This is a genomic window from Dapis purpurea BLCC-M126, assembly GCF_050015975.1.
In the GTDB taxonomy this organism is placed as follows: Bacteria; Cyanobacteriota; Cyanobacteriia; order Cyanobacteriales; family Microcoleaceae; genus Trichodesmium.
In genome coordinates this window covers 1-25,911 of record NZ_JBNHER010000152.1, presented here as the reverse complement: position 1 = coordinate 25,911, position 25,911 = coordinate 1, and the positions used below count along the sequence as shown (strand labels likewise).

Annotated in this window: 20 protein-coding genes; 5 read left to right on the top strand and 15 right to left on the bottom strand. The window is 33.1% G+C overall.

Annotation, left to right across the window (positions count from 1 at the left end):
- Positions 1 to 33: 33 nt before the first annotated feature.
- Positions 34 to 804: a uroporphyrinogen-III C-methyltransferase gene (gene cobA, locus ACP6PL_RS13850; RefSeq protein WP_426545845.1), complete on the bottom strand. Its 771-nt coding sequence runs from the start codon at positions 802 to 804 to the stop codon at positions 34 to 36.
- Between the two features lie 497 nt (positions 805 to 1,301).
- Positions 1,302 to 2,228 carry a FeoA family protein gene (locus tag ACP6PL_RS13845; protein WP_426545844.1) on the bottom strand — a complete coding sequence of 309 codons (927 nt, stop codon included), beginning with the start codon at positions 2,226 to 2,228 and terminating at the stop codon, positions 1,302 to 1,304.
- Between the two features lie 475 nt (positions 2,229 to 2,703).
- On the opposite strand from ACP6PL_RS13845, the gene ACP6PL_RS13840 reads away from it, so the two are divergent.
- The 3 genes from ACP6PL_RS13840 (at position 2,704) to ACP6PL_RS13830 (ending at position 7,294) form a co-directional block, all read left to right on the top strand.
- Complete coding sequence (locus ACP6PL_RS13840) at positions 2,704 to 3,297, top strand: HMA2 domain-containing protein (RefSeq protein WP_426545843.1); 594 nt, start codon at positions 2,704 to 2,706, stop codon at positions 3,295 to 3,297.
- 913 nt (positions 3,298 to 4,210) lie between these two features.
- Positions 4,211 to 6,457 (top strand): heavy metal translocating P-type ATPase, encoded by a 2,247-nt coding sequence (locus ACP6PL_RS13835; RefSeq protein ID WP_426545842.1) that lies wholly within the window; start codon positions 4,211 to 4,213, stop codon positions 6,455 to 6,457.
- Between the two features lie 558 nt (positions 6,458 to 7,015).
- The gene (locus ACP6PL_RS13830; RefSeq protein ID WP_426545841.1) at positions 7,016 to 7,294 is read left to right on the top strand and encodes a DUF5132 domain-containing protein; all 279 of its coding nucleotides are present in this window, start codon (positions 7,016 to 7,018) and stop codon (positions 7,292 to 7,294) included.
- A gap of 570 nt (positions 7,295 to 7,864) precedes the next feature.
- On the opposite strand, the gene ACP6PL_RS13825 is transcribed toward ACP6PL_RS13830, so the two are convergent.
- From ACP6PL_RS13825 to ACP6PL_RS13800, 6 genes are all read right to left on the bottom strand, one after another.
- Positions 7,865 to 8,263, bottom strand: coding sequence for a DUF5132 domain-containing protein (locus ACP6PL_RS13825; RefSeq protein ID WP_426545840.1), 399 nt, complete (start codon positions 8,261 to 8,263; stop codon positions 7,865 to 7,867).
- A gap of 207 nt (positions 8,264 to 8,470) precedes the next feature.
- Positions 8,471 to 10,291: a ferrous iron transport protein B gene (gene feoB, locus ACP6PL_RS13820; RefSeq protein ID WP_426545839.1), complete on the bottom strand. Its 1,821-nt coding sequence runs from the start codon at positions 10,289 to 10,291 to the stop codon at positions 8,471 to 8,473.
- A 207-nt stretch (positions 10,292 to 10,498) separates the two neighbouring features.
- A complete protein-coding gene (locus tag ACP6PL_RS13815; RefSeq protein ID WP_426545838.1) occupies positions 10,499 to 10,717 on the bottom strand; it encodes a hypothetical protein in 219 nt (72 codons plus the stop codon).
- Between the two features lie 107 nt (positions 10,718 to 10,824).
- Entirely contained in the window at positions 10,825 to 11,403 is a 579-nt protein-coding gene (locus ACP6PL_RS13810; protein ID WP_426545837.1) for a FeoA family protein, read from the bottom strand.
- A gap of 36 nt (positions 11,404 to 11,439) precedes the next feature.
- Entirely contained in the window at positions 11,440 to 11,751 is a 312-nt protein-coding gene (locus ACP6PL_RS13805; protein WP_426545836.1) for a FeoA family protein, read from the bottom strand.
- Complete coding sequence (locus tag ACP6PL_RS13800) at positions 11,742 to 13,028, bottom strand: RNA-guided endonuclease InsQ/TnpB family protein (RefSeq protein WP_426545835.1); 1,287 nt, start codon at positions 13,026 to 13,028, stop codon at positions 11,742 to 11,744. Before ACP6PL_RS13800 ends, ACP6PL_RS13805 begins: the two co-directional genes overlap by 10 nt.
- Positions 13,029 to 13,086: 58 nt before the next feature.
- On the opposite strand from ACP6PL_RS13800, the gene tnpA reads away from it, so the two are divergent.
- Complete coding sequence (gene tnpA, locus ACP6PL_RS13795) at positions 13,087 to 13,491, top strand: IS200/IS605 family transposase (protein WP_426545834.1); 405 nt, start codon at positions 13,087 to 13,089, stop codon at positions 13,489 to 13,491.
- Positions 13,492 to 13,564: 73 nt separating this feature from the next.
- On the opposite strand, the gene ACP6PL_RS13790 is transcribed toward tnpA, so the two are convergent.
- From ACP6PL_RS13790 to ACP6PL_RS13780, 3 genes are all read right to left on the bottom strand, one after another.
- A complete protein-coding gene (locus ACP6PL_RS13790) occupies positions 13,565 to 13,711 on the bottom strand; it encodes a hypothetical protein (RefSeq protein WP_426545833.1) in 147 nt (48 codons plus the stop codon).
- A gap of 564 nt (positions 13,712 to 14,275) precedes the next feature.
- Positions 14,276 to 15,793, bottom strand: coding sequence for an AAA-like domain-containing protein (locus ACP6PL_RS13785; protein ID WP_426545832.1), 1,518 nt, complete (start codon positions 15,791 to 15,793; stop codon positions 14,276 to 14,278).
- Between the two features lie 483 nt (positions 15,794 to 16,276).
- Positions 16,277 to 17,644: an NCS2 family permease gene (locus ACP6PL_RS13780; protein ID WP_426545831.1), complete on the bottom strand. Its 1,368-nt coding sequence runs from the start codon at positions 17,642 to 17,644 to the stop codon at positions 16,277 to 16,279.
- Between the two features lie 845 nt (positions 17,645 to 18,489).
- On the opposite strand from ACP6PL_RS13780, the gene ACP6PL_RS13775 reads away from it, so the two are divergent.
- The gene (locus ACP6PL_RS13775; RefSeq protein ID WP_426545830.1) at positions 18,490 to 19,446 is read left to right on the top strand and encodes a DMT family transporter; all 957 of its coding nucleotides are present in this window, start codon (positions 18,490 to 18,492) and stop codon (positions 19,444 to 19,446) included.
- Between the two features lie 699 nt (positions 19,447 to 20,145).
- Here the strand turns inward: ACP6PL_RS13775 and ACP6PL_RS13770 are convergent.
- The 4 genes from ACP6PL_RS13770 to ACP6PL_RS13755 all read right to left on the bottom strand — a co-directional run bounded on the left by ACP6PL_RS13770 (position 20,146) and on the right by ACP6PL_RS13755 (position 25,455).
- Positions 20,146 to 21,351 (bottom strand): phospholipase D-like domain-containing protein, encoded by a 1,206-nt coding sequence (locus ACP6PL_RS13770; RefSeq protein WP_426545829.1) that lies wholly within the window; start codon positions 21,349 to 21,351, stop codon positions 20,146 to 20,148.
- Between the two features lie 63 nt (positions 21,352 to 21,414).
- Complete coding sequence (locus ACP6PL_RS13765; protein ID WP_426545828.1) at positions 21,415 to 21,573, bottom strand: hypothetical protein; 159 nt, start codon at positions 21,571 to 21,573, stop codon at positions 21,415 to 21,417.
- A 189-nt stretch (positions 21,574 to 21,762) separates the two neighbouring features.
- A complete protein-coding gene (locus ACP6PL_RS13760) occupies positions 21,763 to 24,177 on the bottom strand; it encodes an AAA domain-containing protein (RefSeq protein WP_426545827.1) in 2,415 nt (804 codons plus the stop codon).
- Positions 24,178 to 24,402: 225 nt separating this feature from the next.
- The gene (locus tag ACP6PL_RS13755) at positions 24,403 to 25,455 is read right to left on the bottom strand and encodes a serine/threonine protein kinase (protein WP_426545826.1); all 1,053 of its coding nucleotides are present in this window, start codon (positions 25,453 to 25,455) and stop codon (positions 24,403 to 24,405) included.
- Positions 25,456 to 25,911 lie beyond the last annotated feature (456 nt).

Here is a 25,911-nt window from a genome sequence, read left to right as displayed (position 1 = left end):
ATCCATTATCCATTATCCATTATCCATTATCCATTATCCATTATCCATTAATGAATTCCCTAATATTTGATGCAAATTAACTACATTGCCAATAACAGCAATAGCTGGTGCTTCAAACCCAGTTGCTTCAATTTGTTCTACAATATTGTCGAGAGTGCCAATTAATTCTTTTTGTTCGGATCGAGTTCCCCACTGAATTAAAGCAATAGGTTTTTCTGGGGAACATCCGGCAATGGTAAGTTCTTTGATAATATTGTGTAAGTTATGAACCCCCATATAAATCACTATTGTTTCTGAACCGTGGGCGATCGCTTCCCAATTAACTTCTGGTCGATATTTACCTGTTGCTTCGTGACCTGTAACAAAGGTAACTGAGGAACTATAGTTTCTATGAGTTAGGGGAATACCAGCATAAGCAGGTGCAGCAATACCGGAGGTGACACCAGGAACCACTTCCACAGGTACTCCTGCTTGCATTAGGTCTTCCATCTCCTCTCCACCACGACCAAAGACAAAGGGGTCACCTCCTTTTAAACGTACCACTACTGCATAAGTTTTTGCTTTTTCAATTAGTAATTGAGTTGTTTGTGTTTGCTCTAGGGAGTGGCGACCGCGACGTTTGCCTGCATTAATTTTTTCAGCATTGGGGTTGATCATTGTCAGGATGTTAGGACTAACGAGAGCATCGTAGATCACAACATCAGCTTGTTCTAATAGCACTTTACCTTTGAGTGTCATTAGTCCGGGGTCTCCCGGTCCTGCTCCTACTAAATATACTTTACCTACAAATTTTAGTTGATTCATATTGATTATTTTAGATAATTATGTAACATAGTTAAGTAATTATATTAAGTTATTTAGCTATTATTATAACTACAGTATCTAATCATACAAATAGTCTTATTTTATGTCAATTTTTAATTATAAAAGCTGTGTAGGATAGGCATCTTGTCTATGAAAGTTTAACCTCACGCTTGATGAAATCTACTGTAAGTTCCGCAACTTAAAAAAATGGTATAGAAGCGATTAATTCTGACTCCTGCACTGCAATATTTAAGGTTTACTTAAACACTATTGTTTAAGCTTATTGAAATCTTGGATAGTTGGTATACTCTGTAAAATATAGTTTAATCGAGAAGTTTGCTTTATTTGTTTCTATCAAATATTTTAGGGATTATTAAGGGGAGTGGTGAATATTATTAGAGTCATCCTACCTACGGGAAAATGTAAGCAACAGGCAAGATGCCTGTGCTACAAAACTATTAAAATTATCCCCCATTTATGAAACTTGGGAAATTGAATTACTTTGATTGAACCTCTAAAGTACCATTATCATAAAATAAAATTGTAAACTCAGCCCACTCTGTTTTGAGTGATTCTTTTTTAGTAGTAGCATTAGAATTAACTAGACTGGGTATAGGTGTCTTTTCCAAATTATCTGCTGCTATTTGATTGAAAGGTTCGTAAGCAGCGATCGCGCCATTTTTATCGACTTTAACTAGGTATATTGAAGTTACATTTATAGGAATTTTCCATGTTTGATCGATAGTATTGTATAGTTTTTGTCTTAATTCTAATAACTCTGTTTTGTTGGTGATCTTTTTAGCTATTTGCTCTACATTTGGGGGTGGAGAATGAGTTGTTTTCCTTACATGGTTGTTGGTATTTTGATGATTTTTTTTCCCAGCCTTATCTGAGAATTCAGATTTCTTATTTACTGTATCAATACTTCTGACCATTGTTGTTTGAACTTTACTTTTGTCTATTGTCTCTAATGTTTGATTTTTTTTCCCTGTTGAATTTGAGTTGTAAACAACATTAGCCACAACTTTTGCTTGATTTCCTTGATGAATATCTCCAGTAATTAGGATGCGATAAAATCCAGAAATTACAACTAAAATAATAGTAGTTAATGAAACTAATGATGCTGTTTTAACTTGTTCAGTTAATTCTGTTCTACTATCGGGAATCGTATCTTTAGTTGAAATATCTGTTTTAACAATTATCATTTCGGCTTCCTGGGGTTGGATAGTTATTTCTTTGCTTGAACCTACTCTGATATGCAACGAACTAGAAAATTTGCCTTCCTGCAATACTTCTACTCGTTTATTAGAAACTATTCCTTTTTCTTCTAGTCTCTCAACAATTCCTCGTGTATCCTCACTGCTGATAATTCGATCAACTATTGCTATTTGCCCTATTTTTAAATCCGATAAATTCATCATCATTACTTCTTAATTTATTGTTATTATGTTTTTTGAGACATTATTTTATCTTGTTTGAGACATTATATTACATTTTGGATATAATTTCAAGCTTTAAGACTAAATGTAATATAGCTCTACAAAAATTAAAATTTACCCCTTGCGAATCAACAAGGGATTGAAATTCTACTTAGAGCAAAGATTTAATTGTTGATACCAATTTACTTAAATAAAGTTTTTAACTCACGGAGTGACAAGCACTTCAAAACTATTTTGGGATAATGGTTTCAACCTTCCCAGTCAATATGCCAAAACCATAACCTTTATTATGAGTTATTGATTATATACTAATGTCTGTATTATTCTCTGATATTTCCTTCAATACTTAAACAATCATTAATTTCGCTTCCGATATTGTACGATTACTTGAAAATATCAACTAAAATAAATATATTCACATTTAATGCTCATAATGGATAATTTTAAGAGGATGTAAATAATGACCACAACCTCAAACTATACAAACAGTACAAACACAGTTGAAACAACTGGGGAACAGTTAGGTGCATTTTTACAAGCTCATAATGAAATTGAATTTATTCTACCACCCCTAGTGGGAATGATGATTACCAATAGATTTCAATTACGGGGTGCGACGGCATTGCTGGTTAACCTAACAGTTGCTGGTTTCGTCCGACAAATCATTGAACAACTTAAAGAGCAAAAAGTAACTGTAGTTGCACCTGTGGTTGATACTGAGGTAACAACTATTTCTCAATCAGTGACTCCAGTTACCAGTGATGACTCACCAGCATACACTATAGTGCATTCAACTCCTGGTCGCATCCGGTTGCGCATACCAAGGGTAGCATCGGAACCAAATTATGTTAAACGGTTAGAACACCTGTTAAATAGTGATTCCCATGTATTAAAGGTTCGGATAAATAAGGCAGCAGCTTCTATTGTTATTCAATATCAGGCAGAAGGAATGTCAGACTGGGAACTGGGAATGCTATTGATGAGTATAATTGAAAAAGCTGATTCTGATGAAGAGGAAATATCTGAAGCAGAGGATTCAATAATGGATAATTAATAATGGATAATTAATAATGGATAATTAATAATGGATAATGGATAATGGATAATTGATAATGGATAATTGATAATTGATAATGGATAATTAATAATTGATAATTACCTCTCTCTAATAAAGGAGAGGCTTTAAACCTTAATTATTCGGTAAGTTATAGCGGTTTTTACAAAGGTAAACTACAAAACTTCTGCCTTCAGCCCTCTGCCCTCTGCCTTTAATATCATGTTCGGTTGAATAGTTATGATTAGGATATAGATGGAAGAGATATCTAAAACCCTTGATATTGCTTCTTTACACTCCGTTCCAGTCGCAATGACATTATAGTTAGTGATTATCCGAACATGATATAAGCCAAAATCTCTGTATTCTACGTTAATGAAAAGCGCTATAAAAGTAAGAGAAGTTAATAATTTCTATAGAACCCATTTGGTATCTATTTAACAAATTACAAGTCTAATACCATTTCTCAAAAAGAATGCTATATATGATTGGGTGGGGAAGTGGGGGAAGTGGGGGAGGTGGGGGAGAGGTTAAAAGTAGGAAAAACTAATACTAACCGATTAATAATTGTCAAAAACAGACTTTGAATTTTGCTAAATATTTGACTTCAGAAGTCAAACTGAAGTATAGCATTACTTTTGGTAATTGGTATAATACTCATCTGGGTTTTATGATTCTGGCAGTCATTTTTCATGATTTTTCGGTTTTTTGAACCCTTATAGTTGTTAGGCTCTTTAAAACGGGTTTCCTGAAGCCTTTCTACTTTAAGAAAAGATACGCTTAGGGGTTCTATATAGTCAAATTAGAATCTGTAGGGACGTTTTGCTCCGCAACATGAAACGCATTTTTGTTATGCAACGTCCCTACCTACTGCTTTGTTATATTAGCAATACTTTCGGATTCAATTAAAATTATGCAAATTATTAAATCACAAGATCAGGGATCGGCATCTGTACTAGGAGTCAAAACTCCGACAATATCATTAGTTCATGGGATTCCTGGACGAGTCAGGTTTCGCGTGATGCACTTGATTTTAGATCGAAATTATGCTAGAAATGTACAAGCATTATTAGAATCGGATACCCACGTCAAAAAAGTTCGGGTGAATCAAGCTGCGGGTTCGATCGCGATTAATTATCAGACAAAAGGCAAATCGGAAGTAGAAGTGCGAGACCATCTGATATATCTGATGGAAAATGTTGATAGTTCTGCCATCACATTTGTGAGTAAAAAAGTTGACTCCCAACCACCACCAGAAACGGAAGATGAAAATGAGGGAGAATGGTCAAGTTTAGCAATACCAGGTATAGCAACCCTGTTAGCTTTTCTCGGCGGACCATTAAAATTACCAATTTCCCCCCAACTTAGTTTCAGCGCTTTAGCTATTGCAGCTTTTCCAGTGGTGAAACGAGCTTTTCAGAGTGTATTTATCAACCGTCACCTAAATATCGACTGTCTCGACTTCCTCTCCCTCACTCTAGGTGCAATTCAAGGCAAAGTATTAACACCTGCATTAGTGTTAACCCTCCACGAACTGGGAGATGTAATTCGCGAACAAACTGCCAGATCAACCGAACATCAAACCTCAGACTTGTTGGATGCTATCGGACATTTTGCCTGGGTAGAAAGAAATGGAGAGATACAACAAATACCAAGCGATGAAGTAAAACAGGGGGACACAGTAATAGTTTACCCAGGAGAACAAATACCTGTGGATGGGCAAGTGTTGCAAGGTGAGGCAGTCATTGACCAACAACAACTCACTGGAGAGTCAATGCCAGTAGTAGGAAAATTAGGCACTTTTGTCTATGCTTCAACTTTGGTGCGTTCTGGTCAAATTGATATCAGGGCAGAAAGGGTAGGTAAACAAACTCGTGCTGCTGCGAGTATTGAGCTATTGCAAAAAGCTCCAGTGCATGACACTAGAATGGCAAATTATGCCTCTCAAATGGCTGACAAATTAATTTTGCCTTCCTTGGTTTTAGCCAGCATTGTCTTAGCTACAACTCGTAACGCCAGTAGGGCAGCATCTATTCTGACTCTCGATTTTGTGACAGGAATTCGGGTATCTGTGCCTACGGCATTTTTGGGTGCGCTTAATCATACTACCAGACATGGAATTTTGGTTAGGAGCGGTCGTACTTTGGAAATGTTGGCTGATATTGATACGATTGTTTTTGATAAGACTGGTACTTTGACTCAAGGTAATATTGCTGTGGTGGGAGTAGAAACTGTTGCCGGGCGAATGAGCGCAGAAGAAGTATTAGCTTTAGCAGCTTCTGCCGAACAACGTATTACTCATCCAGTGGCAGAGGCGATCGCTCGTTATGCTGAGGAAAAGGGAGTGGAGATTTCTCCACGGGGTGAGTGGGATTATAAAGTTGGGTTGGGTATTCAGGCAGAAATTGATGGTAAGGATGTTTTGGTAGGGAGTGAGAAGTTTTTGACTCAGGCGGGGGTTAATTTGGATTGTTTTTATGAGCATCATCCCTGTTTTCAGGAAAATTGCGAACATCCCAACCAAGAATGTCCGGTGTCTGAGTGGTTATCTTTGATTTATGTAGCTTGCGATGGGCAGTTTCAAGGAGCGATTCAATATAAAGATCCAGTACGTCCAGAAAGTATGCCTCTAATTGTTAAGTTGGAGAAAGATTATGGCATGGAAGTCCATTTGCTGACTGGGGATAACGAGGTTAGGGCAAAGATAGTGGCGCAGGAGTTGAAAATTCCGGCGTCTCAAGTTCATGCGGAAGCTTTTCCTGACCAAAAAGCGGCTATTGTGCGAGATTTGCGTCGAGCTGGAAAGACTGTGGCTTTTGTGGGGGATGGGTTGAATGATTCTGTGGCTTTAGCTTATGCTGATGTGTCGGTTTCTTTTGAAGATGGTTCGGATGTAGCAAGGGAAACAGCAGATGTGGTGTTAATGAATAACAATTTATCTAGTTTATTGGAGGCGATCGCTATTGCTAAGGAAACTAAAAATCTGATTGAACAAAATACAGTAATGGTAGTGGGGCCAAATTTGGTAGCTTTGGGGTTTGCTTCGACAGTCGGACTACATCCTTTAATTGCTACTGTGGTCCATAATGGTAGTGCGATCGCCGCTGGTTTAAATAGTTTACGTCCTCTAGTACAGCATCAGTTGGAAAGCAGTAAATAATTGATAATGGATAATTGATAATTGATAATTGATAATTGATAATGAATAATTACCTTTGGATAAATATAGCAGTTGTTTAATCTATGAGGTACAGTTTTATATCCCCCCCGCCTCCCTTTGTAAGAGGTGAATCTTCAAAGTCTCCCTTTCTAAGGGGGATTTAGGGGGATTGTAAATGCACCTCATAACTCTAGGAATTGCTCTAACTGTTAAAGTATAATCATAGAAAATAACTGCACGATTTCTTTTGTTTTTTAACCCTATCCTTAAGACCAGGATATTATTTATGAGTTAAGAAATTTTGAAGAAATATTTCAGTTAATTTCTTACCAATTGATAGTTGATAATTAGAGAGAGTTTTCATTATCCATTCAGGACTTACGCAGGCGAACCAAGAAACCGGTTTTTTTCGTCAAGATCAATTATTAAAAACAATGATTTATCTTAAAAACCCGGTTTCTTTGCGTAATTCCTACCATTGTTAAAGAGGTAATTCTTCATTATCAATTATCCATTATCAATTATCCATTAATTAATTCCTTCTTAATTCTTAAAATTATGTCACTTGTTCACTTAAAAAGATCTGTTGTCACTCTTCATCTCCGAGAAATGATTGAAGACGGTCAAACTAATAATCATCTTGCCATATTAGGGTTAGGTGCATTTTGGCTTACTCCATACATTGCTCCGACTATAACAAAATTTGCTAGACCACTAGTTAAATCTGTGATTAAAAGTGGTCTTTCCTTTTATGAACAAAGTAAGACAAATTTTGCAGAAGTTGGTGAAGAATTTGCTGATAATTTAGCGGAATCTCAAACGGAGATGAAAAGTTAAAATTTTGCGAGGGTAGGTTGAAAAATCAGAAAAAAACCTATCCTGAAAAATTCAAGATAAATAACTCAAATTTGCATCATTAAGTATTCCGTAAAAATTAGTTACACTTCCTACAACCCACTCTTGCCTGTTATATCATATTTGGATAATCAGTAATGAAAAACTGTTTGTTTGTAGTAGGGCTTCATCCCTAATTTATAGATAGGGATGAAGCCCTACTACGAACTTTAATTATAACTATTTAACCAGATATCATATTATATCAAATCAGCTTACTTCGGAGTGTTATAAGAAACCGGGTTTATGAGAGGTAGATGTTAGTATGTGGGGCACTTAATATAAACCCTGTTTCTATGCTTTTGAAGCGGCTAAAGTAGGCTAAATTAACTGGAATAACAAAATTTTTAACGAGCTAATAAATTTTATAAAAATCCTTTAATTATCAGTCAACAGTCAACAGTAATATTCGGGAAAATTATTTCTTTTCAGATAATTGAGAGACACGAACTTTTAGCTATAAGCAGGAACTACTGATAACTGTTAACTGTTATCTGTGATCTGATAACTGTTTTAAGGAGTTGGTGAATTAGTTGTATTTGATTTTTCTTGAGAATATAAACCTGCTTTTAAGTTGGATTTATGTTGTGTTTCTGCTGCTACCTCTGCCTTTGCTTCCGCCACAATATCCCCGAATACTTCTACAGTTTCTGCTAAAGCACCTTTAGTTTTTTCAAGGAAAGAAACTCCTGTTTTAATAGTTGCTTTAGCTACAGGTTTTAACAGGGGTAAAAGAATTGGAGTTAATACAACTGTTCCTATACCTACTGCAATTGGAACTCTATTTTGAATTACAGTTTGTTTAATTTGTTGTGGTAAGTTATGAGTTGCTTGTTGAATAGTTTGATTAACTGCAACGGGTAAATTGTTATTAAGTGATTCTGCTGGATTTTGATTCATTTGTTCTGCCATATTAGACTCTCCTGATTTATAAACTATTATTATAACAAGAAAATATGGTGAAAAGTAATTAATTTTTGATTAAATTTTGCCCAATCTTATTTTTAGAGTTGAGGATTAAATAAACTCTAGAAATTCAGGAATGAAATTATATTTATTGACAGTTAATTTCATTTAAATCTTACTAGATAATCCAATCCTCATACCTTAATATTTACTTTAAAAACCTAAAGCTAAAGCTCCTTCGTAGAAAACGAAACTAGCAACCCAAGCTAAAATTAATGGAAATACTAAAGAAAGTAGGGAAAATTTCCATGATTTTGCCTCTTTTACCAAGGTAGCTAGAGTAGATAAACATGGGGTATAAAGTAAACAAAAAATACAGAAACTATATCCTTGAATAAAAGTAACTGTCTCGGCAATATTACTACTAACACCCTGTTCGCTCATGCTATAGATAACTGCTAAAGAACCGATAACAATTTCCTTAGCAATGAAGCCAAAAAATAGGGATAATGTTAAATAAGGATTGATACCAATAGGGTCCATAATAGGACTCATAAATTGACCAATTTGACCGCCAATTGTATCTAATCCTGTTGCTCCTGGAGGTAAACTTGTAAGTACCCAAACTGCTATACAACCAACAGTAATAAAACCAGATGCTCTAGCTAAAAATTCTCTAACTTCTCCCCAACTTCTCAGGAAAATTTGTTTCAATGTAGGTAAACGATAAGGAGGTAGTTCTAAAACGAAAGGTTCTTCATTCTTATATATTCCTTGAAATAATGCTGCGGTAATAATAGCAACTAGAAAACTGAGGATATATAGAGAGAATAAAACAAAGGCTCCATTGCCATTAGGAAATACTGCTGCAATAATAAATACAAATACTTGCAGTCGTGCCGAACATAAACCAAAAGGAATAATCAACATGGTTAATAGTCGTAAAGCACGCGATCGCATTACCCTGGTTCCCATTAATGCTGGAACATTACAACCAAACCCCATTATATGCAGTACAAAGCTACGTCCATCTAAACCTAATCTTGCCATCAAGGCATCCATTAAATAGGCGGAACGTGATAGATAGCCACTATCTTCTAAGACTGCCATAATTATAAAAAATACGATAATTAGTGGCACAAAAGAAGCAACTGTAGTTACCCCAGCCCAAACCCCATTCATGAGAAAGTCTTCAACTAGCGGTGGAAAAAGTTGAACTATCGGTTCAACAATTGATGATTGTACCCATTCAATCACAATTTCGAGAAGGTCTATTGAAGGAAGTCCGATATTCCAAACTGCCCAAAAAACTAGGAACATTCCTAAGAAAAATAACGGTAAACCCCAGACAGGATGAAGCACAATTTTATCGACTTGAGTTGTGAAATTTTTTGCCATTTCGGAAGGCATATTCACAGTTCCATTTAAGACAGAATCTATGTCGTCAACAGAAATATTTTCGTCTGCTTTTAAGATATCTAATTTTGTTGAATTTTTACTCTCTTTCAACTGTTCTGAAATTGCCATATATGCGTTCATATAACCTTTGCCATATTTAGCACTTATTAGAAACACTGGCATTCCCAAACGTTTAGATAATTCTTTCGTGTCTATTTTAATTCCATATTTTTTAGCTTCATCTGACATATTTAGCATTACAACTGCCGGTAAACCAAAAGCTTTTACCTGCAATGGCAGCAAAATCTGACGGTCAATTTGTGAGGCATTAATAACGACTATTACTAAATCAGCAGGATTATTTTCTAGGAATATTTGAACGACTTTTTCATCTTCGGAAAAACCGTTGAGATTATAAACTCCTGGCAAGTCTACAAATTGTGTTATTTCGTTATTTATTTTGACCTCAGCTTGCAAGATATCGACTGTTATTCCCGGCCAATTTCCTACATGAGCAGAAACTCCAGTAATCCGATTAAAAAATGTGGATTTTCCTGTATTTGGCATCCCAATTAAAGCAACTCTTTTTGTTGCATTAGATTTAGGGATTGTTGCTGTATTATTATGACAAGTCATTTGATGAATTTAGAATTTATAATTTATAATTAAGGAATTGTAGCGGTTTTCACAAAGGTAGACTACAAAACTTCTGCCTTCTACCTTGAAGCAAAAATCTCTGTTTACCTGTTGCCTGTTGCCTTCTATCACAGTTAACTTTAATTTTGTCCGACTACTTATAGCTTTATTATCAGCTATAACCTTGGCAAAATAAGAACTATAAAATTAGTTTGGTTCTATCTCTAGATTACCATCTTCATAAAGTAAAATTGCAAACTCAGCCCATTCTATTTGATTAGTGGCATTAGGCTTAACTAAATTTGGTAATGGTGTGCTGCTCAGATGATTTTTTGCTATTTGATTAAAAGCTTCGTAAGAAATAATAACCCCGTTTTTATCGATTTTAAGCAGTTTGTTTGACTGTTTTTTTTCAGTTATTATCAATATTAGTATAGAGTTTTTGTTGTAACCTAGCGATTTGTTTTTCGTCGTTAATTTTTTTTACCAATTGACTCGACACTTTCACTGCTAGAATTAGTTGTTGTTGCTATCTAATTGCTGGTATTTTGAGTAGTAGCTTTAGTTGTAGTTTCAGAGGAAACAAATTTGTTATTTCCTGGATTTATTTTTGGTGCATTTTTGTCTACGCCTACTGTTTCTAATGTTTGATTTTCTGTTAATTCTGAACTTGATTTGGCAACAATATTACCAGCAATTTGTTGTTGATTAGCTTGATAAATATTTCCACTATTAAAGAATTGATAAAGCTGACCAATAACCAAAAAAATAATAGAAACTAATATCAGTAATGATATAGTTTTAACTTGTTCCATTAACTCTATTACAGACTTAGGGATCATTTGAGAGCCTTGATAGAAATTTATCTCATCATCCTCATCTGTTTTAATAACTATCATTTCTGCTTCATCGAGTCGGATAGCTATTTCTGTGGTTGCTCCGACTCGAATGTGTAACGGTCCATTGAATTGAGCTTTTCGTAAAACTTGTATTGGTCTATCAGAAACTACTCCCATTGCTGCTAGTCTCTGCACTATTCCTTGTTCGTGACCAATGCTTAGGACTTGATCGACTATTGCTATTTGTCCTATTCTTAAATCAGCTAAATTCATTTTGATTACCTCAGATTTTATTGTTATGATGTTATATTAGCTACTATCTCGTACTGTGGTTATCGAAGATACGATAATATTCTTAGCAGGGTTAGATTCTAAGCCAATATTGTGATTTTCTACTGCAACGATCTTTGAACCACTGGGGTTGTGACTGAGTACCTCTAGCTCTACTCCTACAACCAAACCCATTTTTTTCAAGCGACGAGTCATGTCACCTTCAGCATTTATAGCAACGATACATAAGCGATCGCCTCGTTTTGCTTGTGTGAGTGGGAAGTTATTGATGTCTCCAGGGGTTAAAACACCCTGGATTCTAAGCGGATGTGCTACGCGGACTAAAGCCACGCTATGCACTGCTTACGATACTTTTTAGTTAGACTATCTAAGTTATATCGTTGTGGAAGCATCAAAACTTCCCTACTGACCTTGGCCAAGTCTAAACTTAGCTGTGTCGCTACTTTTCTGATAATATTTCCAGCACCATTAGCATCAGCATTAATTAATTTGCCTACTGCTGAACGGTACAAACCACGATTAACACGCTTTCCTGATGCTTCCCACCTTTCGGGTTTTTCACCAAATGTCGGCAGAAAATCATCATCTAAAAACGATGCCTTAGAAGTATACGATTCCTCAGTCTCAACAAACTCAATCCCATACTGCTTAGATAATTCAGCTATCCGGGCTTTTAACTTGGCCGTAGGTATTTGAACGAACTGCTGGTTATTTCTCTTGCCAATGTTAATACTATCTTTTTGGCTTTGATTCCAACCAAAAACTATCGTACCTATTTGATGCTCAATGCACCAGTTGATCACAAATCTGGCTGCTTTGTTCACATTTTCCCGCATCTGGCGGTTACGCTTTTCAGTAATAACAGCAAGTTGGTTATCCCAATAGTCACCAGGCTGGCCTGATTTTATTTTAGCTACTTGCTTGTTGTACCATTGATTTTGAGATTTAACTTTTTTTCCATCAACTATAAAAGCCTTCCCCACATTACTCACGCAGGTCAACCAATTGCTCAAACCAGGGTCAATACCCAAAACATTTTCTACTATTGGCTGACCTTTTTCTGAATGTGGTTGCTCATAAGCAAATTCCAGATAGAAACAGTTATTTCTAGGGACGAACCTAAATTCCTTGATCTGATTAAAGTCTAAGTTACCAGGCATTGGTAACAAAAAATGGTCAATATCGAACCATGCTTTGACTTGCTTTCCTAAAGGGAACTTAAGCATTCCATTCACCAGCTTTACCCACCGTGCTGGATAACTGACAACTGCTAAACCATCCTTTTTGCGGTATTTTGGTGCTTTAGGATTCTGTACTAGCTCCCCCGATTTGAACATTTTAGCTAGTCTGGCATAGGAGTTAAAGGACTCAATCACAGAGTGCAGTGTTTGTTGGGCACAGGCTGAACGCATTGCCTTAAAATGGGGATTACTTTTTAACTCAAAATCTAGTTCAGCCTTAGACACAAAGCGTCCTGCTTTAAACAGCATTTGGCGACAATAATAAATCCCGCAATTTGTCAACTTATTTGCTTGTGTGCATAGGTATTCAAGAGTTGCCATCACTTCTGGGCTACTTTTAACTAAGTGTTGTTGACATCCGTACATTAGTCATTACCTCCTGTAGATATAATATAACTAATAAACATATTATGTCTACAAGATTATGAAGAAAAAACCAGACGAATATAGAAGAAATCCTCACTCAGTAACACTGATTAATTACCATTTTGTATTTTGTCCAAAGCGTAGAAGGCCAGTATTGATAGGAGATGTAAAGCAACGATTGCAACAGATTATTTTTGAGTTATGTACTGAGCATGATTGGAGACTGATAGCTCTAGAAATAATGCCAGACCATGTACATTTATTTTTAGAAGTTGACCCAACTTTTGCACCCTCTGTAATTATCAAACGAGTCAAAGGTAGGGCTTCTCATCACTTGAGAAAAGAATTTCCTAGATTACTAAAGTTACCCACACTTTGGACTCCTAGCTTTTTTTGTGCCACAACAGGAAATGCTTCAACACAGACTCTTAGGAAGTATATTGAAAATCAAACCGGAAAGTAACGCCGGGTTGAAAGCCGCGTGTCGTTATTCAACCAGGGGATAAATCTTCCGGGAACTTTCCTCCCGTCATTTTTTAGGTTTGTACTACTGATGGTTGAGCAACTTCATGGTCTTTCTCCTTTTCCGAGATGTAGCTGCTATCTCCTAGAAATGTAAATTCCCATGCTTTCTCTTTTCTATCTACATTTTTGCATGAGCTATCTTCATATTTTTTGTGCATAAATACTTCTTGATTATTGATAATTATTTTTAATAGTTGCCAGTTTAAGCAACTAATAATAATTTGTCAAGGTCTATTTGTCAACATCTATATTAATTTACTTTTATTAACTAAATTGATAACTATTTAGGAGTCTTATTTCGGTAGTGAAAAAATCTATGAGAATTAGGCAACAGGAAACGGAGATAGAGTTTTAGATTTTTTATAAATCTGAAATGGATTACTATATCAAATTGTATCTGAAGCCTAATCTAAAAAATTAATTAATTTTGTGTAGGTGCTTATTCAAATTAATCTATTAATATTAGTAGATATTTTTTTGTCTTGCATACATAATAAGCAGGTAAACAAAATTATTTGTATGTTTTATAAGGAAAACGCGGAGCGACATGAAAAGCTTTTGCGGATCATTCCGTAGGATAGCTCCTCTGCAAAAGGCAGCAGTCCGTCAGGATAACTCTGGGCGACATGAATGCCCAGTATTCCGTCAGGAAAGCTTTGCGGAACGCAAACATAATTATCCATTATCCATTAGTAACTACTGAATATTAACTACTAAAAATTTTAATTTTCCAAACGATCTCTAAAATATAAATTATATAATTCACAACGTGGTGTAGCTTGATTTCCTTGCAAATTTACTAATCCTATACTGTTTAACTTTAATCCTTGCATTATTTCTAATTTTACTGGTTGATGACAATTTACTACTGCTTTAACTGCTTGTGCTAATTCTGGATATTGTTGCAAGTAGCACCAATGTCGTTGTAAATGAGCTGCATAACACCCTATATCTGTTGCTGCCGTTTTTAACAATTCATCTATGGTAATATTCTTTTGAGAAAGTTGATATAAAGCTAATTTTATTAAGTAAGGATTTCCACTAATAATTCCCATTAATTTTTTTATTTCAGACATATCTAATTGCAAGTGATAATGCCTAGCTAAATCTTGAATTTGATCTGCATTAAACTCTGGCAAATCAATTGGTAAACCAACATTAAAAGGTGATTGATTAATATCTATAGACACATAAGCTTCTGTTGAATGTACAACTATTAATCGCATATTTTTCCAAAGGTCACGATTTTTTGCATCTTCATGCCAAGCTCGTAATAAACTAAAAAAGTCTACAGTAATTTCTGGATATTGAAATATATGATCTACTTCATCTAGTGCCAATACTATGGGAGTATCAATACTTTTCAAAATATATCTTTCAAAATAAGATTTACAGGATACTTTACTGCCAAAAATTTCGTTCCAATAATTATCTAAGTTAGTTGCTAAATTCAATTCTGAAGCTACCGCAGCACAAAACCATCGCAAAAATTTATCTAAATTGTTAAAAATTTGACTATCAACCAATTGTAAATTTAATACTGCTGTTCGATATCCTAATTTGGCAGCACGATCTAAAATTCTTGCCATTAAAGATGTTTTTCCCATCTGTCTGGGTGCTTTAATTCTAATTAAAGCACCTGGTTTAGTAATTTCTTGATAACAATTTTTTTCAATGGGAGGGCGCTCAATATAAAAACTAGGACCGTAATTATCTTGACTTTTTGGTACTTTTGGTGGTGAAGATGGCAAAGGCTTTCTATAAGTAAAATTCCTAGCAAAATCATTGATAAATTTTGATTCTCTTACCATTTCTGCTGTTGATGGAAAGACTGTTTTTTCTATATAGTCAATAATTTTGACAATTAATTTTTCAGGTTCGTCAGTATTTTGCCATTCCCATTGTCTAATTTTAAATAAATAACTATATAGATTATAATCCCAAGGTGAATCAATGGGAATATTAGTTTTAATAGGTATTATCCATGGCTTTTTTTCTGGATGATTATCTTGATTGTTTTGGGCTATTCTGACTGTCTCAGTTACCATCTCATTGAGAATTGATTTGGCAGTTAATAGTAAAATTAAATAATCTGATTCCTTTAGTTTTTGATTATTTTCATAATTACTATAATTTGCGATAAAATACTCATAGTTTTTACTGTTAAATTTTTCAATCAGATTAGCAAAAAAAATGTTACTAGAGCTTTCTTGTTCTGTAATTACAAATAATTTTCGCATAACTCAACTCTTTGATTAATGATCTAGCAATTTCCATACTTATGAGATACAAAATTTTAGCTTTTCAGGAACAGGAAACAGGAAAGAAAAAAGACAAGTTTACTTAAAGTTTACTCAGAAATGATATATATTGAGTTTGATAATATCATATATAGCAATCTAATTTTAATCGTTATAAATTATAGATTGTTAGGGAATAAGTAATAGACACTCTTAAAGTAGATAATAAATCAAAATAGTAAGTAGGTAGGTGAAAAAATTTACAAGTATGTCATTGCGACTGCAGCGGAGCGGAAGGAAGCAATATCAAGGGTTTCAACTGCTTTAACATTTCGTTACATAGTGACGTTTATTTGCGCATACCTACTTATCTTCTCAAGATGATAATCCCTATATTCTAAAATTTTATTTTTAAGGAATACTCAAATTCTCAAATTTGTTCCTGATTACTATATAACTTATGTATATTTTTTCTACAATTTTTTATTTATTTACAAACAAAAACTTTAAGACAAAAATTACTGTTAATATCCACATAAAAAGAGTAGTTTCATGGAATTTACCTTGAAAACTTTTGAGAATAGGATAAGTAATTAAACCCATAGCCAATCCATCTGCTATAGAATAACTTAAAGGCATAATTATAATTGTTAAAAATGCTGAAATAGATTCTGCTGGATCGTCCCAAGAGATATTACGAACACTACCCATCATTAATACTCCAACAATTAATAAAGTAGGTGCAGTTGCTAAAGAAGGAATTGCTGATAATAAAGGAATAAAAAATATAGATAAAATGAATAAAAATCCAACAACAACAGCAGTAAATCCACTACGCCCTCCTTCAGAAACACCCGCAGCAGATTCAATGTAACTTGTGACTGTAGAAGTACCCATTATTGCCCCAAATGTTGTGCCGATCGCATCTGCCATAAATGCTTTATTTAAGTTTAATGATTCTCTTGTTTGATTAAAATCTCCAGCTTTTATTCCTAATCCTGTTAAAGTACCTACTGTGTCAAATAAATCAACAAATATCAAAACAAAAATAATATTAATTAACTCCCAAATATTAGTTTTAACTATATTGTCTAAACCAACAAATGCTTGACCGAATAAATGTGTTGGTAACTGCGGTAAACTAATAATTACTTGAGGTAAAGGTGCAATTCCTAAAATCCAGGCTAGTAATGCTGTGGCTAATATTCCCCATAGTAATGCTCCAGTAATCCGCCGAGCTACAAAACCTGATGTAATTATTATTCCAGCGATCGCCACCAAAGTTTCTGGTTGATTGATATTACCTAAAGTGGTAGTTGTAGCTTCGTTACTGACAATTATTTTGCTACTTGTTAGACCTATATAAGCAATAAATAAACCTATCCCTGCTGTAGTCGCTTGTTTAATACATTCGGGAATATTATTAACTATTTGAATGCGAAATTTACTAACAGTTAAACTAATAAAAATTAAGCCTTCTATAAAAACAGCAGCTAAGGCAACTTGCCAAGAAATTCCTAATTTTAAAACTACTGAAAAAGTAAAATAAGCATTTAATCCCATACCTGGTGCTAGAGCATAAGGATAATTCGCATATATTCCCATAATTAGAGTTGCAAATGCTGCTGATATTGCTGTAGCAATTACTAATTCTCCAAATAGATCGCCAGAACTTTCTAAAAAAATTGCTTTGGATAATATGTCAGGATTTACTACTAAAATATACGCCATTGTAACAAAGGTAGTTATTCCTGCGATTATCTCTGTGTAGAAATTAGTTTGCAGTTGATTAAATTGAAAAAAATTAACAATAATTCCTAATTTATTTGAATGGCTATTTTCTGGGGTCATTTCAGTTAGTAGTTATTAGTTAGCCTCTTTCAGAGGAACTTCGTTGACAGTGAGCATCCTGGCTCGTAACTTTAGTTCTTCATATCGCGGGCTGTATATAGGAGGCTTGAAATACTGAAGTTTATTCCTTTCATTCCCTATTCAAGGCAGGATATCCTATTTTTTGGTCATAATTGCTACCTAAGAATTGATAATTTGGATAGCTAATTTATCTTTTTTTGTGTATTTTGTCAAGGAAAATTTTTTTTTATCTGATACTAAAGATTTTTTATATTAACGGGTAATACTCTGAGAGATAAGTGTTTCAATATTTTGAAAATAGCATAGTACTTCCTCTTTAGTAATATTTAGCAATTTTTAATTTGTGTTTGCACAAATACATAAACCTTTGTATTACTCTCATTTTTTTCACATTTGATTTTCCAAGAGAAAATTGCTGTTGTCAAAACCATGCTGTATAATTATTTATATATTCATAATTTATTTAGAATTGTTGGAGTAATTAATTACTAGCAGATTCTAACAATCGATTGGGCTTGGAAAAACTAATATTTTTTTTACTACCTCCTTATACCATAAAAATTCCTTTTTGCGAGCAGTAAATCAAAAAATATTTAGTTAGAGGTTACTTAAATAAGACTTACACAAAGCAATATTTTTCTGTCATTGCAAACCACAGTAAAGCAATCTCAAACTCATAGTTTGCAATACAGATTCCTAAATATTGTTTAATTCTCATAGCTAAAAATATCAAATAACTAAATAAATTTTAGTTAGTCTAGAAAATCAGACAAATATCGTAAGTTGAGTTTCTAACTGGTACAAAATTCAAAGGTAAATTTAACATGACAAGTCAAATACAATTACTCCCTCAAAATTCAGCACAAAAATCTACATTTTTCTCTTTAATAGCATTATTAATAGGATTATTAGCTGTATCCTTAGCAGCAATTTTTATTCGATTAAGTGAAAGAGAATTAGGACCTGCTAGCACAATATTAGATCGTTTTGTCATCTCTGGTTTTGTCTTGTGGTTTTGGAATAATTTCCAAGCTCAAAAAAATCAATCATCAGCTAATAAAAACGAACAATATTCAACTTATACATTTCGTGAGTGGATTTGGTTATTAGCTGGTGGTTTTACTTTTGCTCCTAGTTTACTTCTTTGGGCATGGTCTTTAACCCAAACTAATGTAGCGAATTCAACTATACTTCATAATATGATTCCCATCTTTACTGCTCTGGGGGGATGGATATTTTTAAGTCTTCGTTTTGACCGTAGATTTTTAATAGGAATGGGAATAGCTATAGTAGGAGCAATTGCAATTGGAGCAGATGATATACAAGTAGATTTAGAACATTTTACTGGCGACTTAGCAGCATTTGCATCTGCAATTTTATTTGGTGCTTACTACTTATTAATTGAACAACTTCGCTCGAAATTTTCTGCAACAACTATCTTATTATGGACTTGTATCAGTGGTAGTTTATTTACTCTTCCTATTGCTTTGTTAACCGAAGATCATATTTTACCTTTTTCTTGGGAGGGATGGTTATCAATTATTGGTTTAGCAGTAATTGCCCAAGTTTTAGGTCATGGGTTTATTACTTATAGTTTGAAAACTTTTTCCTCTGGTTTTGTTGCTTTATGCTTTTTATTGGAACCTGTAATTACTGCTTTAATTGCTTGGGTATTATTCTCAGAACAACTTACTATAATTAGTTGGCTAGGATTTTCTATTGTATTGTTAGGATTATATTTAGCTCAATCAAGTCCTTCAATTCAAAAAGCTAGTAATTAAAGAAGCTGTCAGCTTTCAGCTATTAGCTATCAGCTTCTCAATATTTATAATAAGGGATTAAAACCCTTATTAACACGCACCACTAATTTTTTAAATAGAGTGAGCTAAGAGAATTAAATCCTTGGATTTTTAGCTGTTAACGTAGTTCCTCCGCTGGAAGCTAGCTAAATGCTATTTGTCGAGGATTCCATCAGGAAAAGTTAATAGTTATTCAACAAATATCTAGTGAAAAATAATGTAGGGACGTTTCATGGAACGTCCCTAAAATTTGGGATATTAAGTTGATTTATTTGGTATTTTTGCAGATTTATAGTACAGGAATAATTCATAAATCAATAGTTTGTGAGTAAAGTATTCAGCTATTAGCTATCAACTATTGATTTGGAGGAAGAGATTGAAGCAATTGAGAAATTGATAGAGAATTAAAAGTGACGGTCAAAAGACTTTTCTTTAACCTTAGAAGTAATGAGTCTATATTGATTATGATTCTGTTGGTGCATAATTTGGCAAGAAAGGAAAAGCTAACTGCACTTATATTATGTTCGGTTAATAGTTATAAATAAAGAGAGAGGAGTCAGGAGGAAATGAGGAGAAAAAGAAAGTTGAAAAAGGATAAAATTTTCTATCGCTAATTATCAGAACATAATATTAGCTAATAGAGAATAGAAAATAGCTGAATACTTATATTTATTTATGATGTTAACCAATTAAATTAATTCCACTTTCAAATAAATCTTCAATAGTTTGTTTGTCTCTGAGAATAACTCCTAGTTCATCTCTATACGTTAAATTGGGGTCTGCTCTAAATGATAAAAAGTTAAAGCTGGTTACTATGGCAAATTTATCATCACAAATAATTTGTTTACGATGACTATTTTTAGTTTTGTCAAATTCGAGACTTTTGTAATTTGCTTTTAAATTCTCTAATTGTTTAATCGACTTATCATCATTTTGAGAATTTGAACCTTTAATTCCATAGATTATATAAACTTTTACTTTTCTTCTGAGGGTAGTTTCTAAAGTTGATAAAAATTTTTTGTCAACTACATTTGCTTTAATCCAAGGTGAAATTATCATTAATCTATTTTTTGCTTCTTTTAAAGCTTTAAGTAAATATTCGCGAATTTGATAAGTATGAACTACCTCTGAAATTCTAGTTTGAGATTTTATTTTTTGTAGCTCTTGCTTCAGCTTTTTTATTTCCTCTTTTAGTGAATTATTTTTAGTTTCGACAAAATTATCAGGGTCATCAAGAGAGTCAATTTTTGTAGTTAACTTTTCTACAGTTTTAATATCCTCCTCTTGAATATGAGAAATAACTTCCTTGACTAAACTTTGAGGAGGTTTATCCTCTTCCACTTGTTGAAAAATTGGCTCAAGTATTTTTTTCCCTTCAGCATAAAATTGTTCTATAGTCTTCCGATATTCTGGTTGGATAAAACCTCTAGAAAAAATCTCATATTCAATTTCGCGATCGCCAGGATTATTTTTATATAAAACTAACAAAATTTCGTGGTATTCAGGATATATTTTTTCTATATTATTAACTTGTACTAATTCTATGGAATCAGGATTATTAGGATGAGAATTTTGTAAAATTTTTTCAATATCTGGATAGTAATCAACTAAATCTTCTATATGACCTTTCCTTGGTTTTTTGATAATTTTATTTATGGCACTATTTTTATGAATTTTACTGTCAAAAATTTTCAGAGAGAAATAGTTTGTCAGTTCTCCATTTAGAGCATCTAGATAAAATGTCTGAGTTTCAGAAATAGGAGCTAAAACTGTTTGTTGTTTTAAAGCATCTGAACCTATTTTCGTTAACTTTAAATTTTCTTCTTTTTTGACTAAATCTCTGGAAATTAATTCTGACAATACTTTTTCTATTAAATAACTCTCCATACCAAGAAAACTAGAAATTTATTTTGGTTTTCCCAACCCATTAGTAATACATTTCAGCACAAATTATTCTAGTAATTGTAATTCTCTATTTGCCAAATAAGTTAAGTCAACATGTAAGATATAGAAAGGATAACCCACTTGTTTATAGTCAAGCACTATTGCTTCACCAAGTGAATAATTTTTTCTAATCTTACTTTCCAAGTCTTTAATTTTATTATCCATTATTAAGCTCCTCATTTTTCTGACTTTTTCCAAATTTTTATATGTAGGGGTTTGGTCTCCCAAATCCTCTGAAAGGTTCGTCGTAATAATTTGATTAATAGCTGCATTTTTCTGACTTTTTCCAAATTTTCATCTTTTGGGGTGTGGTATTCAAACTCCTCTCAAAGGTTTGTTGTAATAAAGAATATTTCATTTGATAAATTTAGCAGACTTAAGTCGAGAGCAAACTTTACTACCATCAATATATTCGATTAAATCTTTAAACTGATTAGGAATATTACGAGGAGTTTTACCTTCATAAGCCATATTATCATTGCCGACTATAATTAATAACTGTCTAGCACGGGATAAAGCCACATTTAATCTCCGATAGTCGGAAGTAAAATCCAATATTTTCTGAGAATTACTCCTCACTAAATCATAAATAATAAGATCCTTTTCTCCACCTTGAAAAGCATCAACTGTATGAATAACAATATTTAGATTTTTCCACAAGTCCTTATTTTTAGGAGCAATAGTCGATTCTAAAATACCAATTTGTGAAAGATAAGCGGAAATAACACCAACCTCTTTTGATAAATTATTCGACTCACAATTATTTTGAATGTCTGTCAAAACTGCCTTAATAACTTTAGCCTCATAAGGATTAGTGAAACTTTTTCCTACTGGTTTTTCTTGAGATTTTTCCCGTGGAACATCGCTAGTAGATATCCAATAAATACTGTTCTTCAATTCTGTCAAGCCATGTTGTTTTTTCTCAAGATTAACAAATTCACTTTTAACCTCACTGTCGTAAAATAATTCACTTACTAAATTACCAATATCTGGGTACATTCTATATTGATTAGTTAAAGTTATCTTATTATTATCCGGCAATTTGTCATCAAGATACTCAAACAAACTTATTTCTAAAATTCTTTTCTCAATCTGTTGTTCATTCCACGCTTTTTCTTGAACTTCCCTATCAATAATTGGCGGTAACTGTTGATGGTCTCCCACTAAAATAATCTTCTTACCTTTCGACATTGGAACAAAACTTTCCGGTGCAGTAGAGCGAGCAGCTTCATCAATTATTACCCAATCAAAATTACGGTCTTTAAATCTCGCTACCCCTAAACAAGTTGCTCCTACAACATTTATTTCATCTAGAAATACAAACATCAAATCTTGTTGTTTTCTCTGCAATTTTTCATTCCACTCTTTATTTAAATTCTGTAAATTGATGAAATTCTGATAATTTTCTTGATTATCTCCCAGAAGACTCTCTAAAAATTTTGACTCTCTATCTATCCAAACTGAAAGCTGTTTTTGTACCGGATATTCGATGCCAAATTTAGCAGTATATTTTTCTATAGATTCTAATATTTTTCGTTCTAACTCTAGCTTTTCATAAATTAGCTCCAAGCCAATATCCGAAAATTCTATAGATGCCAAATTATCTGATTCAATCACCAATTCCGAATTAAGTCTGGCAATTGTTTTTGTTAATTTTGTAGCCAAACTTTTCAACTCTTGATTTTGACTTTTAATCTCTTCTAGCTCAGAAATCTTTTTCTCCCCTGATAAAAGTTGCTCATTTTTCTCCTGATACTCCTGCCAATAAGCAATAGATTTTTCACTAATAGATTTTTGCCAGTTAATAATAGCCTTCCCTACTTCAAACTGTTTAGCACTTTCTTGTATTTTTTCTTCTCTGCCAATTCTAATACACTTAATTTCTTCACGTTCCACACCATAAATTCTCGTCAAAACATTATCCACTGCCACATTAGACTGAGAAGAAATCAAAATTTTATCGTTAGGATATTGCTTGAGAATTTGCCGAATAATTTCAGTAATCACAGAAGTTTTTCCAGTTCCCGGAGGTCCTTGAATTAAAAATATTTCCTCAGTAGCTAAAGCTTTAGATACAGCTTTTTGTTGTGACTCATCTAATTGTCGATTAAAAAATTGTCTAATTAATATAGATTCAATTGGTTTAACATTAGATGGATTAGCTATAACCTGACATAATTCTGGATTTTCTGAATCACCATATCTAATTTCTCTTAAAGCTTTACGTCTTTTTTCAACTTCAGATTCTTCATCTTGTAAATTTGTTTCGATTTTTCCTGTATTTGATATAGAGTCAATAATTTCATTAGGGCAGAAATCTCCAATACTAATATGTAGTTTTTCAATTAATTCTCCATTACTAGATTTTTCCCCATCGGTAATTTTTCCAATAGGCAACTGCTTTGATTTTTTGCGACTCGAAGATGATTGTTTTGTGGTGGAAATAGTCACAGGTAATGGAGGAGATGTAATTTTTTCCAAATCTTCAACGGAGATGGTTTCTGTTAAAGTTAAAATTACAACTTTTCTTTGCCAATCGTAGAATTTTTGTCGATATTGAAAAGTTGATTTTTGCTCTTTAATAATCTCTTTTTCAATATCAATTACAGATTGCCATTGCTCAAATGTTGCTCCTAAGGCTTGATTATTTTCTCTTTCATTTTTAACCTGTTCTTCTTTCTCCCAAATTTTGTATATCAAGTCAGTTAAATAACTCTTTCGCCTTAAGTTAGAATCTATTTCAACAATAGGATATACTTTGATTTCCACTCCATTTTCAACAATTATTTCTTGTGTCTGAGGAGCGACAGATATTAGCTCTTTATAAATAACAATATAATCAGGTTCGTCTAACTCAATAAAACCTTGTTCATTAATTGATAATTGATAATGGATAATTGATAATTACCTCTGGTTAAAACCGAGAGGATTGAAGATCAGGAAATATTATTTCTTTTTTTCCCCTATCCAAGGGGAGGCTTTAAACCAGAATTATTAATTATTAATAATTGGGTAAATTTTAGCTAAAGTTTCTAGGCAAATTTCTACCTTCAGCCTATTTTCTTTTTGTTGCTGCGGATTCTTTTGAATATGTTTTTTAATATATAAGATTCCTGAATTAGCTTTTAACTCTGACTCAATATGTTTTTTTACTCTCAAACCCTCTCCTTGATAATTATTGCTTTTATCTACTTTTTCTCTCAATCCAGGAGTTACCCTAAATACTATATTTTTGGTTTCAGATAATATCTCTAAAAAATCTGCAATAACTTTTCTCAAAACATCAAGCTTAGGGCGTTTTTTACGGTCTATATTCGTCGCAATTTTAAAATCTTCTATTAAACTTTGATGATTTTCATAACCATCCAAAGCTAATTCAACAGACTCATAAAGAATACTTTTATCCCTTTTATCTTGAAAATTAATTCGCTCCGACTGACTTGATAATAAATATAAAAAAGTCATCCCCAAAGAATAAACATCCGAATCTCTAGAAACTCCCTCAAGATTAATTTGCTCCGGCGCAGAAAACAAAGGTGTATGATAACTTCTAATCGTATTTGTTAAAACAGTAGTAGTAATAATAGCTATGCCAAAATCTAAAACTTTTGCTTGGGGTTTCTCATCAATATCTACCACCTTAATATTATCTGGCTTAATATCCCTATGAACAATATTCTTTCCATGAGCATGACTAATTCCGTCAATAATCTGTAAAAATAAACTAAACTTTGTTTTTAAATCAATCTCACTATCAAAATAACTTTTAATGTCTTGACCATCTAAATATTCCAAGACTAAATAAACCAATTTATGACGCTCTTCATAACCATAATCTATAAATTTTACAATATGAGGATGATTCAGACGTTTTAAAGTATCAGTCTCTCTTTCTAACAATTTAATTGCATTTTCTTCATCCGTAGAAAGTGTTTTAATCGCATAACGATCCTTAGTATTTAATTTTTCAGCCAAATAAACAACACTACTTCCACCTTCTCCCAGTTTTGCTTGAATATCATACTTACTACCAATAATTTCACCCACAAGAGAATCAGATATAATTATTTTGAACTTATTTACACTGAGATAGTTTTATATAATCAACATAACAAATAACCTCAAAAAACAAATAGGCAGATAAAATAAAACATAAATTCACTGTAGAGGTTTGCTGACTAAATACCTAAACACTGATTTTTTTCATAATTAACCTTATTTATGACTAAAGAAATACAGTGTTTTTCAGATTAATGAACCGTATATTCTATAACCCAAACCTTGTAGTAACCTTCCATGGAACTTCCCTACTGTGGTCTACTACTCCCTTCCCGCTAGAAGATTACCTAATCATTTACTAAAGTATAAATATGGTGAATTATATTTTGAATTTGTTCTGCTGTTTGAAGCTGATTGAATTCAAAGTATTTTTCCAACTTATCTTCAATTAATAATTTTACCTGTCCATATATTTCTATCTATGCCATAGTCTCTGGGCAATTT

Coding starts and splice junctions, on each gene's coding strand:
- cobA (WP_426545845.1), bottom strand. CDS start 804: ATGAATCAACTAAAATTTGTAGGTAAAGTATATTTAGTAGGAGCAGGA.
- ACP6PL_RS13845 (WP_426545844.1), bottom strand. CDS start 2,228: ATGATGATGAATTTATCGGATTTAAAAATAGGGCAAATAGCAATAGTT.
- ACP6PL_RS13840 (WP_426545843.1), top strand. CDS start 2,704: ATGACCACAACCTCAAACTATACAAACAGTACAAACACAGTTGAAACA.
- ACP6PL_RS13835 (WP_426545842.1), top strand. CDS start 4,211: ATGCAAATTATTAAATCACAAGATCAGGGATCGGCATCTGTACTAGGA.
- ACP6PL_RS13830 (WP_426545841.1), top strand. CDS start 7,016: ATGTCACTTGTTCACTTAAAAAGATCTGTTGTCACTCTTCATCTCCGA.
- ACP6PL_RS13825 (WP_426545840.1), bottom strand. CDS start 8,263: ATGGCAGAACAAATGAATCAAAATCCAGCAGAATCACTTAATAACAAT.
- feoB (WP_426545839.1), bottom strand. CDS start 10,291: ATGACTTGTCATAATAATACAGCAACAATCCCTAAATCTAATGCAACA.
- ACP6PL_RS13810 (WP_426545837.1), bottom strand. CDS start 11,403: ATGAATTTAGCTGATTTAAGAATAGGACAAATAGCAATAGTCGATCAA.
- ACP6PL_RS13800 (WP_426545835.1), bottom strand. CDS start 13,028: ATGTACGGATGTCAACAACACTTAGTTAAAAGTAGCCCAGAAGTGATG.
- tnpA (WP_426545834.1), top strand. CDS start 13,087: ATGAAGAAAAAACCAGACGAATATAGAAGAAATCCTCACTCAGTAACA.
- ACP6PL_RS13790 (WP_426545833.1), bottom strand. CDS start 13,711: ATGCACAAAAAATATGAAGATAGCTCATGCAAAAATGTAGATAGAAAA.
- ACP6PL_RS13785 (WP_426545832.1), bottom strand. CDS start 15,793: ATGCGAAAATTATTTGTAATTACAGAACAAGAAAGCTCTAGTAACATT.
- ACP6PL_RS13780 (WP_426545831.1), bottom strand. CDS start 17,644: ATGACCCCAGAAAATAGCCATTCAAATAAATTAGGAATTATTGTTAAT.
- ACP6PL_RS13775 (WP_426545830.1), top strand. CDS start 18,490: ATGACAAGTCAAATACAATTACTCCCTCAAAATTCAGCACAAAAATCT.
- ACP6PL_RS13770 (WP_426545829.1), bottom strand. CDS start 21,351: ATGGAGAGTTATTTAATAGAAAAAGTATTGTCAGAATTAATTTCCAGA.
- ACP6PL_RS13765 (WP_426545828.1), bottom strand. CDS start 21,573: ATGGATAATAAAATTAAAGACTTGGAAAGTAAGATTAGAAAAAATTAT.